The sequence below is a fragment of the Paraburkholderia dipogonis genome, from assembly GCF_042680985.1.
Lineage (GTDB): Bacteria > Pseudomonadota > Gammaproteobacteria > Burkholderiales > Burkholderiaceae > Paraburkholderia > Paraburkholderia phytofirmans.
This window is the reverse complement of the sequence record NZ_JBHUFR010000023.1, coordinates 78,708-90,522: the sequence shown is the minus strand read 5'-3', so window position 1 is coordinate 90,522 and position 11,815 is coordinate 78,708. Positions and strand designations below refer to the sequence as shown.

Below are 11,815 nucleotides of genomic sequence, written 5' to 3'. Positions count from 1 at the left end.
CGTAAGAGAAAAATGCAGGTTCGATGCTCATTTTGTTGGGTTTCCTTAAGTTGAGCGGCTGCCTTGCGCCTATGCGCAATAGAAGTCGACTCAAGTATTAAAAAAACACCGAACAAAACAGCACGATCAAGATCGGCTGGCGAAGGGCCGTGAAGGCCCTATCAGCGGCTCAGCGTTGTAACTTTTCGTCCCGGACATACATTGGATCCGAAACGAAACCCGCCACCTTCGCGGCAGGCCGAGGAGTATATGAGGCCGGTTGGCGAATTTCAACAGCGGCAAACAAATATTTCTGCAGGCGGGCGGCCACGAGGATTGCCCTAGGAATTGGTCACGCCGTTGCCGCGACGAGACTTTTCGGTTACGGTGTCTGAGGGCAAGCGGGTTTGCTTGTCCAAATTCTGTCCAACTGCGTTGGAAAAAACTCACTGATTGGCTGTGTTGAGGCCGGTGCTGGCGAACCTGATAATCAACAGGGAACCTTGCTGGATAAGCATCTCGACCAGAAGCGCTGACTGCCGTGCAGGTGGCGTTACTGACCGTGTACGACATGTGCAAGGCTGTGGATCGCGGCATGACCATCACCGATGTGAAGGTGATGGAAAAGCATGGCGGGAAATCGGGGGATTGGGTGGCGGGTTGACGACTGCGTGAGTCGTCAACCCGCGCCAACTTTGAAGCCTTGAAGCCTTGAAGCGAACGTAGCGCTCACTCCTCGTCGCTGTCGTCGTCCTCGTTGACGTCGGCTGCTGGTATGCCGTAGCGCTTGACCAGTTCCGCCTTGAAACCGGTCAGCGTTTTCTGCTCGTCGCAAAGCTGGTACACGTAACTCAGTTGCGACGGCCAGTCCTTCAGTTCCGTGGCAAAAATCTTCAGGCGTTCGACAGTATCGAGTGCCCCAGCCTGATCACCGCTCAACGCTTGCAGCACCGCATAGCGACGCAACACGGTTTCGCCCGGCAACAACGCCATGGCCTGTTTGTGCATGGCGAGCTTGTGTGGCAGATCCGTCGAATTCATCGGCAAAAGCGTCGCCAGACCATACTCTCCCCACGCCTGGAACAGGAACGACGGGGCCGCGCGATATTGCTCGGCGGGACGCTGGCCGTAGTACAGCACCTCGGCGCGCGCATAGTCGCGATACACCGGATACAGCGCGGCCAACCCGCCGAACACCACCACGGCAAAGACGCCGAACGACAGCCGTGCAGGCACGAACCGCAGCGGCCGCGTTTCCAGCAGGCCGAACACGAACATGGCCGGCAACAGGAAGAACATGTACTGCTGCGGATATTCGACCAGCGCGTGCATGACCAGCACACCGATCAGCGCAATGCCGAATACGCGTGCCGAACTTTGCGGCGCGCGCACCACGCGCACGAGCCACGTAATCAGACCGAACAGCACGATCGCCAGCCCGACCAAACCGGTCTTCGCGAGCAAATCGATGAAAATGTCGTGCGAATTATTGGCGATCTCGACGCCGCCGAGCGACTTGGCAAACTCGTACTGATAGCTCGGAAATTCGCCCCAACCGACGCCCAGCAGCGGATGCGTCTTGAACATCGTCCAGCCGTATTTCCACAGCGCGAGGCGCGGCGCGATCTGGCCGGCGTCCTGAAAACGCTCCGCCGCGGACTGCCCGAGTTCCAGGTGATAGCGAACGTTGGCCCAACGGATCAGCGCGTTGATCACGAAAAACAGCACGGCCAGCGCAATTGGAATGATCCACTCGCGGTTGCCGCGGCGCACCTGCGACTGGTCGCGCATCTGCGCGAACGCCATCCAGAAACCTGCCACCACGATCACACCCATCTGCAGCCACGGCCCGCGCGACACGGTCAGCGCAAGGCCCACCGCGAAAATCGTCGACACGAGGAACCAGATGCTTACGGCGATCCGACGCGTTTGCACGAGGAACAGCGCGCCCGCCATCGCGAACGCGATGTAGGTGGCGAGGTGGTTGGCCTGAGCCATGTTGCCGAACGGCCGGCGCTCGACGGTCACGTTATAGGCGACCACGAGCGGTGACACGCGCACTTCGAGGTGAAACAACTGGATGACCTGGCAAAACACCGCAAACAGCCCGCCGACGATCAACGCCCCCGCCGCCCAGCGCAGCGCGGTCTCGTTGAGCTTGGCGCGCGTGAAGCCATAACCGGCATGCGTCGCCATGAAGGCCGCCAGCAGATAGCCACCGCCGAGCCAGTTCATCGAAGGCTGCGAGACCGGCAATACCACCGATTGCGCCACCAGCAGCAGCCCAAACAGCAACGGCACCAGCGCGACCACCGGCGAGGCGAACGTCACACGCGGCCTGGCGCTCGCCACCAGCAGCACGACACCCGCGCCGGTCGCCAGATACAAGGCGAGTGCCGTAAATTCAGCGTAAAAGGTCGGAATCGGATACGTATGGTTGACAACTGCATAAGGCAGCACCAACGCGAGAGCCAACAAATTGAAAGACAGATAGCGCGCGAAAGGGGTGGGCATCGAGGAACCGGTGGGCGTCAGCAACCGGCGCACTATACAAAAAAATTCTCCTGCTGTGCGCCGGCCCGGCTGAAATATCCCAAAAATCAGCCTTTTACGTGCGGACGACTGCGACGCCGCCTCACTCGCGCGGTTATCGCGCGCTCATGTCGCATTCGCTCATGAACGGCACTCCGGTGGGGCGAGATTCGACGGCAACGTGGGCGCGTCGGCGGGTGCCGGACCTGCGCCCGGCGCCGGCAGCGAGGACGCCGCCTTGCCGCCCGCGAAACATTCCCACGTGAGCGCGCCCGCCTGCACACTGCCCTTGCTCAACGCGACGCGCGCAGTCGGCGCATCGGCATTGTCGGGCACCGACGGCACAAGCGTGAGCGTGTTCGAACCCACCGCTGCGACGCGCGTCGTGAAGGCGACGGTGATCTGGCCGGTGTCGTCGTCGACCCGAATGGATTCGACGTTGCGGGTGGCGGGCGGCGAGGCATAGCCGCCGCTGAACGTGTTACCGCTCGCGGCATTTTCAGCCACCGCCAGCCGCGCGGACGCCGCCAGCGAGAGCCCTTCGCCGACGCGGCTGCGAGCCAGATAGTCCTGATACGCGGGAATCGCATAAGCGGCGATCACGCCGACGATCGCGAGCACGATCATCAGTTCGATCAGCGTGAAACCGAAGCCGAGGCGTCGGCAGGCGCGCGCGAGCCGCGCTGACCAGGCAGCCCGGCAAGATCGTGAGCGCGTGGCCAGCGAGGACTGGGAGTAAGGTGGATAAGGCAAAGTGAAGATCATCGGCAGGCTCCTGAAACGAAAACGCCTGCCCCACGGATCGGGAACAGGCGTATCAATCGTAGCCAGCGGCGTTCGTGTCAGACAGTCAGCCGAACGGCTAACGTTGCAGCGTGGTTCGACTCATGTCGGCACCGGAGCGCGTCTCAAGCCGCCGCGCGATGGGCGTTGCGGCGCTTGAGCAGATAGCCGAGGACGACGACGAACAACGCCCCCGCGATGCTCATGCCGTATTCGGCCCACGGCGTATCGAGGATCGGCCAACGATCGCCTGCCGGGTCGTTGATGATCAGCCCGCCCGCGATCCAGCCCAGCAGCCCGGCGCCGAGCGTAATGACGATCGGGAAGCGGTCGAGCAGCCTCAGAACAAGCTGGCTGCCCCACACGATCAACGGAATGCTCACCACCAGGCCGAAAATCACCAGCGCGAGACGGTGCTCGGGATCGGCAGCCTCAGCCGCGCCCGCGATCGCGATCACGTTGTCGAGGCTCATCACCGCGTCCGCGACGATGATGGTCTTGATTGCCGACATCAGCTTGTCGGCCGGCTTGACGTTCTCATGCAGGTCGTGCGCGGGCGCCATCAGACGCACGCCGATCCACAACAGCAACAGTCCGCCCGCGAACTTGAGCAGCGGTACATCGAGCAGCGCGACCGCGAACGCGATCAACGCCACGCGCAGCACGATCGCGCCTGCCGTGCCCCACAGCACCCCTTTCGTGCGTTGCGACGGCGGCAAATTGCGGCAGGCCAGCGCGATCACGACCGCGTTATCGCCACCCAGCAGAATGTCGATGACGATGATCTGGATGACGGCGCCCCAGTGAAGCGTGGCGAAGAACTCGAGCATGATTGAAAGAATAAGAAAGAAATGCGGCGAGCGGCCAATAAAAAAGCGGAGGAGTCTACACTCCCCCGCTTTTTGAACCGCATGCTCACGAAAGGACTTCGTAAGCGTATCAAAAAACGCGCCGTGACAGCACGCGAATTTCGATTTACAGCATTGCCTTCAGAAGACGCGCCATTTCCGACGGGTTCTTCGTGACCTTGATGCCGCACGCGTCCATGATTTCCAGCTTCGCTTCAGCCGTATCCGCACCGCCCGAGATCAGCGCGCCGGCGTGGCCCATGCGCTTGCCCGGAGGCGCCGTGACGCCGGCGATGAAGCCGACCACCGGCTTCTTCATGTTGTCCTTGATCCACTCAGCCGCGTTGGCTTCGTCCGGACCGCCGATCTCGCCGATCATGATGACGGCGTCCGTTTCCGGATCGTCGTTGAACATCTTCATCACGTCGATGTGCTTCAGACCGTTGATCGGGTCGCCGCCGATACCGACTGCCGACGACTGGCCGAGGCCGATCGCCGTCAATTGGCCGACTGCCTCGTACGTCAGCGTGCCCGAACGCGACACGACGCCGATGCGGCCCTTGCGGTGAATGTGACCCGGCATGATGCCGATCTTCAGCTCGTCCGGCGTGATCGTGCCCGGGCAGTTCGGTCCGAGCAGCAGCGTCTTGCGGTTTTCGGCGCGCATGCGTGCCTTGAGCTCGATCATGTCACGAACGGGAATGCCTTCCGTGATACAGATCGCCAGATCCAGGTCGGCCTCGACGGCTTCCCAGATCGCAGCCGCAGCGCCTGCCGGCGGCACGTAAATCACCGACACGGTCGCGCCCGTTTCAGCCTTGGCTTCAGCGACGCTAGCGTAGATAGGAATGCCTTCGAAGTCTTCGCCGGCACGCTTCGGGTTCACGCCCGCAACGTACGCTTCGCGGCCGTTTGCATATTCACGGCAAGCACGCGTATGGAACTGACCGGTCTTGCCGGTAATGCCCTGCGTGATGACCTTGGTGTCTTTGTTAATCAGAATCGACATGTATTGACCTCTGTTCGTTTGGCGTCATGCGGCGGCGCCGCGAGGCGGAATGTTCTCGCCCGCAGCGCGTGCACGCCGCCATTCGTAATCCTGGTGAACGCGCTCGGGAACGGCTTACGCCTTGCCCGCAGCAGCCGCGACGACCTTCTGAGCCGCTTCTTCCATGCTGTCCGCCGCGATGATCGGCAGACCGGATTCAGCGAGCATCTTCTTGCCGAGGTCTTCGTTCGTGCCCTTCATGCGGACCACGAGCGGCACCTTCAGCGAGACGGCCTTCGACGCCGCGATCACGCCTTCCGCGATCACGTCGCAGCGCATGATGCCGCCGAAAATGTTGACCAGAATCGCGGTCAGGTTCGGGTTCTTCAGCATGATCTTGAACGCTTCCGTGACCTTCTCGGTCGTGGCGCCACCGCCAACGTCCAGGAAGTTCGCCGGTTCGCCGCCGAACAGCTTGATGGTGTCCATCGTTGCCATCGCGAGGCCGGCGCCGTTCACGAGGCAGCCGATGTTGCCGTCGAGCGAGATGTACGCGAGGTCGAACTTCGACGCTTCGACTTCAGCCGGATCTTCTTCATCCAGATCGCGATACGCGACGATTTCCGGGTGACGGAACAGGGCGTTCGAATCGAAGTTGAACTTGGCATCCAGCGCGATGACCTTGCCGTCGCCGGTCAGGATCAGCGGGTTGATTTCGGCCAGCGATGCGTCGGTTTCCCAGAATGCCTTGTACAGGCCTTGCAGGATCGCGCGCGCTTGCGGCAGCGAAGCGGCGGGCACGCCGATCTTCGTGGCCAGCTCGTCGGCTTCGGCGTCTTTCAGACCGGTCGCCGGGTCGACGGCGATCTTGTGGATCAGCTCAGGGGTCTTTTCCGCGACTTCTTCGACGTCCATGCCGCCTTCGCTCGATGCCATCACGACGATCTTCTGCGAAACGCGATCGATCACGAGGCCGACATACAGTTCCTTCTTGATGTCAGCGCCTTCTTCGATCAGCAGGCGATTCACCTTCTGGCCTTCCGGACCGGTCTGGTGCGTGACGAGCTGCATGCCGAGGATCTGTTCCGAGTACTCGCGAACCTGATCCAGCGACTTGGCGACCTTCACGCCGCCGCCTTTGCCACGGCCACCCGCGTGGATCTGAGCCTTCACGACCCATACCGGGCCGCCGAGCTCTTCCGCGGCCTTGACCGCATCATCCACCGAGAAGACCGGCTTGCCGCGCGGTACCGCGACGCCGAATTTCCGCAGGATTTCCTTACCCTGGTACTCGTGAATCTTCATGCGTGATTCCCTTCAGTCTGAGAGTTGGATTGAACTTCGTTTCCGCTGCCGTCGTTCATGCCGGACGCGTTGCCGCCCGCGCCTGTCTGGCGGACTGCCCCTGCGCCTGACGATGCCGCGCGATCCGCTGTATACGGAGCGCGGCCATACCAGCGCGGATAAAACTGCTGCACCGCCTCGCCGTCGAAACGCAGCGCGTGGCAGCGTCCCAGCTGGAATGGCGGTTTGTCGTTGGAATGCTCGCCTGTGCTGTTAGACGATCCGTCTCCTGAACCTGCGTTCGCGCCCGGCGTGCTGTCACCGGTACTCCAGACTTCACCCGCGAATGCCTGAATCGCAGCGGTCGGCAGGATCGCGCACAGCTCGGTGAGATGCGTGCAACCTGCCGTGCCGCCGAGCAAACGGGCAGACTCACGACGGAAGTTTTGACGGAGATTGAGCCCGATGAGGGCACGGTAGGCGGGATTGCTGGCTTGGCACAAACCTGGATAGGGCACCCAGTCGGACGACGCCTCGGCGTCGACGACATTGAGCTTGCGATCGATGGTGATGCGAAGCCAGAGTTCATGGATCGGCTGACCATTGGGCCGGACGCCCGACGCAAGCATCACGTCGCGCGGTTTCTCGTCAGTCAAGCACGCTTCCACATCCCACAGGCCATCGGCTCGCTCATAGGCTTCCGCTCTGATTGCGCGACGATGGCGCAACTGACGGGACACGGGCTGGGAGAGCGGCATGCGGGAAGGAAAGGCCGGATTGGAAAACCCACGAATTTTAGCATACTGGGTATTTGGGACAGGTCGGATCGCGCACGGCCGCGCCGTGCGCGGCTGGGAGCGGAACGCACCGTCCCAAAGGGTTTGTACGCGAACGACGGACGACGCGGCTACTCGCCGCTCCACTCCTCGTCGATTCCCTTGAGGATTTTGCCGATCGTGGCGCCTGAAAATCCGCGCGAGGCCAGAAAGCGCTGCTGTTTCGCCCGTTCGGCAGGCGTTTCGGGCAGGCGGCCGAACTTCTTTTGCCAAACGGCATGCGCACGGGCGAGTTCGGTTTCGCGCAATTGCGCGCTGGCCTCTTCGACGAGCGTCTGGTCGACCGAATGCTGCTTCAATTCGCCGACGATCCGGCTCGCGCCCAATCGCGACGAGCGGCGATGGATCAGACTTTCGGCAAAGCGCGAATCGGACAGCCAGTTTTCCGCTTCCAGCGCATCGAGCACGGTGTCGAGCGAATCGGTTTCCTCGACGAACGGCTTCAGCTTGCGCGCCAGTTCGGTGCGGCTGTATTCGCGGCGGGATAGATAGCCGAGCGCGCGGCCTTTTAAGGACCGTGCCGGACGTTTGGATTGTTTGGCTTCGTCTTGCCCGGGTTTCGCCTCGCCAGGAACGCGACGTGAGCGGGTGTAGGTGGTTTCGGAAGGATCCGAGCCTGCGGGCGATGGGGATTCAAACTGCGCGCGCTGCGGATTGCGGCCCGCAGCGCGGTCGTGTGCGTCGAACGATTCGAACGGATCGAACGACTCGTCGCCTTCATCACGCGGGCCGTCCGCGTGGCGTCCGGAATCGGACAACGGCCGGCCCTTGCGTATCACGTGATGGTTACTCTTCTTCGTCCGCGACTTCAGCGGCTGCGCCGGTCACGGCTTCAGCCATGGCATTCACGCCCAGCGATTCACGGATACGGTTTTCGATCTCGCGAGCAATATCCGGATTTTCGCGCAGGAATTCACGCGCGTTGTCCTTACCCTGACCGATACGTTCGCCGCTGTAGCTGTACCACGCGCCGGCCTTGTCGACGATCTTGGCCTGCACGCCCAGATCGATAATTTCGCCCTGACGCGAAATGCCTTCGCCGTAAAGAATGTCGAAAATCGCTTCGCGGAACGGCGGAGCCACCTTGTTCTTCACCACCTTCACGCGCGTTTCGTTGCCGATCACTTCGTCGTTCTTCTTGATCGAACCGATACGGCGAATGTCCAGACGCACCGACGCGTAGAACTTCAGCGCGTTACCACCCGTGGTGGTTTCCGGGTTGCCGAACATCACGCCGATCTTCATGCGGATCTGGTTGATGAAGATCACGAGACAGTTCGTGCGCTTGATCGTGCCGGTGAGCTTGCGCAGCGCTTGCGACATGAGACGCGCTTGCAGACCCGGCAGCGAATCGCCCATTTCGCCTTCGATTTCAGCCTTCGGCACGAGTGCCGCGACCGAGTCGATCACGATCATGTCGATCGAGCCCGAGCGTACGAGTGCGTCGGCGATTTCGAGCGCCTGTTCGCCGGTATCCGGCTGCGAAACCAGCAACTCGCTCACGTTCACGCCGAGCTTGCCCGCGTACTGGATGTCCAGCGCGTGTTCCGCGTCGATAAACGCTGCCGTGCCGCCGAGCTTCTGCATTTCGGCGACGACCTGCAACGTCAGCGTGGTTTTACCGGACGATTCCGGGCCATAAATTTCGACCACACGGCCACGCGGCAAACCGCCGACGCCCAGAGCGATGTCAAGGCCGAGCGATCCGGTTGAGACCACCTGGATGTCTTCGACCGCCTCACCCGCGCCGAGTCGCATGACCGACCCTTTGCCGAACTGCTTTTCGATCTGTGCGAGTGCGGCAGCGAGTGCCTTGCTCTTTTCAGCCGTCAGTCCAGCCGAGCCTTTCTTGCTTTCTTCCATGAATCGTCCTTTGCTATGATGAACGGCGTCTGAGGCAGATGTGCAGCCCACTTTGAAAGGACAGCACACGAAACCCAGACACTGTATAAAAAAACAGTAGTTTTGGCAAGCACGATTCTCATGCGAACGCGCATTTTTACCGTCGCGCTGCCCAACTACCCACAATAATTTTCGGAGACCGCTGTGCGCCGGGGGACACCCCACGGTGCCGGCAAGGCCAGGCTGGCGCACCATGCGAATTCTGATTGCCGAAGACGACAGCATACTCGCGGACGGTCTGGTTCGATCACTCCGCCAATCGGCCTATGCCGTCGACCATGTGAAGAGCGGCGTCGAGGCGGATACCGCGCTGTCGATGCAATCTTTCGACCTGCTGATTCTCGATCTGGGCCTGCCGCGCATGTCCGGCCTCGATGTGTTGCGGCGCCTGCGCGCGCGCAATTCCACCCTGCCGGTGCTGATCCTGACCGCCGCGGACAGCGTCGACGAACGCGTCAAAGGTCTCGACCTCGGCGCCGACGACTACATGGCCAAACCCTTCGCGCTGAACGAACTCGAGGCACGCGTGCGCGCACTGACGCGGCGTGGTGCCGGCGGCGGCCCGACGGTCGTGCGGCACGGCTCGCTGTCGTTCGACCAGGTCGGCCGGATCGCCTATGTCAACGAGCAGGTGATCGATCTGTCGGCGCGCGAACTGGGTTTGCTCGAAGTGCTGCTGCAGCGGATCGGCCGGCTGGTTTCGAAGGAGCAACTCGTCGATCATCTGTGCGAATGGGGCGAGGAAGTTAGCAACAACGCGATCGAGGTCTACGTGCATCGCCTGCGCAAGAAAATCGAGCCGAGCGGCGTGCGCATCATCACCGTGCGCGGTCTGGGTTATTGCCTCGAGAAAGCGGCGTCGCCGGCGAGCGTAAGCGCGAGCACGAACGCCATGACCACACCCCCGCCCGCCGAGCCCGAACCGCCCGCCTCGCCGCCGTCCGGCGCGATGCCGGCGAGCCATCACTACAAATAGAGGACGCCCATGTCCGCACGCGCAGACCGCGCTACGGCGCACGCGGCGGACCTCGACGAGGCGCGCGACGAGCGCTACGCCAATCCGTTCGCCCCGCCAGACGAAACCGAAGCCGCCGCCGAGGCCCGCCCGCGCTCGCTGTTCGGCGAGATTCTCGACTGGATGCTGGCGCCGCTGCTGCTGCTTTGGCCGATGAGTCTCGCGGTCACCTATCTGGTCGCCAAGTCGATCGCGAACAGCCCGTTCGACCGTGCACTGGAAACCGACGCTTACGTGCTGGCCCGCCAGATTCATCCGGTGAACGGCGTGGCGGAACTGACGCTGCCCGACTCCACGCGCGACTTTCTGCGCGCGGACAATGTGGACAGCGTGTTCTATCAGGTGCTCGGCACGCGCGGCGAACTGGTGGGCGGCGAGCGCGACATGCCGCTGCCGCACGAGGAAGACCGCCCGCAGCCGGGTCTCGTCGAATTTCGTGACGACGTGCTGCGCGGCAACGATATCCGCGTCGCCTACACGACCGTCGAGTTTCCGCAGACGCCCGGCGCGCAACCCGTGCTGGTGCAGGTCGCCGAAACGCTCGACAAACGCAGCCAGCTCGCCAACGACATCATCAAAGGCGTGATCCTGCCGCAGTTCGTGATTCTGCCGCTCGCCATCCTGCTGGTGTGGTTCGGACTTTCGCGCGGCCTCGCGCCGCTGCACGCGCTGCAAGCGCATATCCGCGCGCGCCGCCCGGACGACCTGTCGCCGCTCGAGGCACGCCGCGCGCCGCCGGAAATCGAGCCGCTCGTGACCTCGTTCAACGATCTGCTGACGCGGCTCGAACAGAACATGGAGCTGCAAAAGCGCTTTATCGCGGACGCCGCGCATCAGATGAAAACGCCGCTTGCCGGCCTGCGCACGCAGGCCGAACTGGCGCTGCGTCAGGACGCCTCAGCGGAAGTGCATCGCTCGCTCGAGCAGATCGCCACCAGTTCGGAGCATGCCGCGCGGCTCGTCACGCAACTGCTCGCGCTTGCGCGCGCGGAGAACCGCATGTCAGGCCAGATTTTCACACCGGTCGAAGTGACGGAGGTCGCGCGCAACGCAGTGCGCGACTGGGTCCAGGCGGCGCTCGCCAAGCAGATGGATCTGGGCTTCGAAGCGCCTGAAGAACCCGTCGAAGTAGACGGCAATCCGGTCATGCTGCGCGAAATGCTGTCCAACCTGATCGACAATGCCATCCGCTATACACCGCCGGGCGGGCGCATTACCGTCAGGGTGCGGCATGACGCGGCAGCGCGGCTCGTGCATCTGGAAGTCGAGGACACCGGGCTCGGCATTCCGGTCGCGGAGCGCTCTCGGGTGATCGAGCGCTTCTACCGGATTCTCGGCCGCGAAGGCGACGGCAGCGGCCTCGGACTTGCGATCGTCCGCGAGATCGCGACCATGCACGGCGGCGAGCTGACAATCGACGACAACGTCTATCAAACTTCGCCGCGGCTTGCCGGCACGCTCGTGCGCGTCAGTTTGCATGTGCATGAACGGGGCGGGACTTACCCTAACGCGACTTGAACGCGCCAGCGTGCCGACTCACTATTGAGATACGTTGAGCGCGAATTAGGACGATTTGCCGCCCGATAGGCGCATGTTTGCCGAAAACCCACAACACAGACATGCTGCAATTTCACCCCGCCACGTCAGT

10 protein-coding genes and 1 pseudogene are annotated in these 11,815 nt (G+C 62.4%); 3 read left to right on the top strand and 8 right to left on the bottom strand.

What is annotated here, in order from left to right:
* Positions 1–505 precede the first annotated feature (505 nt).
* Positions 506–643: pseudogene (locus ACFSNN_RS28990) on the top strand (cyclic pyranopterin monophosphate synthase MoaC); the annotation flags it as partial.
* 65 nt (positions 644–708) lie between these two features.
* Here ACFSNN_RS28990 and ACFSNN_RS28985 read toward each other — a convergent pair.
* From ACFSNN_RS28985 to recA, 8 genes are all read right to left on the bottom strand, one after another.
* Positions 709–2,493: a PglL family O-oligosaccharyltransferase gene (locus tag ACFSNN_RS28985; RefSeq protein WP_134457881.1), complete on the bottom strand. Its 1,785-nt coding sequence runs from the start codon at positions 2,491–2,493 to the stop codon at positions 709–711.
* Between the two features lie 159 nt (positions 2,494–2,652).
* The gene (locus tag ACFSNN_RS28980; protein WP_134457880.1) at positions 2,653–3,276 is read right to left on the bottom strand and encodes a pilin; all 624 of its coding nucleotides are present in this window, start codon (positions 3,274–3,276) and stop codon (positions 2,653–2,655) included.
* Between the two features lie 143 nt (positions 3,277–3,419).
* Complete coding sequence (locus ACFSNN_RS28975) at positions 3,420–4,124, bottom strand: TerC family protein (protein WP_134457879.1); 705 nt, start codon at positions 4,122–4,124, stop codon at positions 3,420–3,422.
* Positions 4,125–4,269: 145 nt separating this feature from the next.
* The gene (gene sucD / locus ACFSNN_RS28970; RefSeq protein ID WP_091799342.1) at positions 4,270–5,151 is read right to left on the bottom strand and encodes a succinate--CoA ligase subunit alpha; all 882 of its coding nucleotides are present in this window, start codon (positions 5,149–5,151) and stop codon (positions 4,270–4,272) included.
* Positions 5,152–5,265: 114 nt separating this feature from the next.
* On the bottom strand, positions 5,266–6,435 hold the full coding sequence (sucC, locus tag ACFSNN_RS28965) for an ADP-forming succinate--CoA ligase subunit beta (protein WP_012434252.1): 1,170 nt from the start codon (positions 6,433–6,435) through the stop codon (positions 5,266–5,268).
* Positions 6,432–7,172, bottom strand: coding sequence for a DUF2889 domain-containing protein (locus tag ACFSNN_RS28960; RefSeq protein ID WP_134457878.1), 741 nt, complete (start codon positions 7,170–7,172; stop codon positions 6,432–6,434). Before ACFSNN_RS28960 ends, sucC begins: the two co-directional genes overlap by 4 nt.
* A 149-nt stretch (positions 7,173–7,321) precedes the next feature.
* Complete coding sequence (recX, locus tag ACFSNN_RS28955; protein WP_134457877.1) at positions 7,322–8,029, bottom strand: recombination regulator RecX; 708 nt, start codon at positions 8,027–8,029, stop codon at positions 7,322–7,324.
* Positions 8,030–8,036: 7 nt separating this feature from the next.
* Complete coding sequence (gene recA, locus ACFSNN_RS28950; RefSeq protein WP_134457876.1) at positions 8,037–9,113, bottom strand: recombinase RecA; 1,077 nt, start codon at positions 9,111–9,113, stop codon at positions 8,037–8,039.
* A 232-nt stretch (positions 9,114–9,345) separates the two neighbouring features.
* On the opposite strand from recA, the gene ACFSNN_RS28945 reads away from it, so the two are divergent.
* Together ACFSNN_RS28945 and ACFSNN_RS28940 are read left to right on the top strand one after the other, a co-directional pair.
* Positions 9,346–10,128 (top strand): response regulator transcription factor, encoded by a 783-nt coding sequence (locus ACFSNN_RS28945; protein ID WP_134457875.1) that lies wholly within the window; start codon positions 9,346–9,348, stop codon positions 10,126–10,128.
* A gap of 9 nt (positions 10,129–10,137) precedes the next feature.
* Positions 10,138–11,685 carry a sensor histidine kinase gene (locus ACFSNN_RS28940; protein ID WP_134457874.1) on the top strand — a complete coding sequence of 516 codons (1,548 nt, stop codon included), beginning with the start codon at positions 10,138–10,140 and terminating at the stop codon, positions 11,683–11,685.
* Positions 11,686–11,815: the final 130 nt, after the last annotated feature.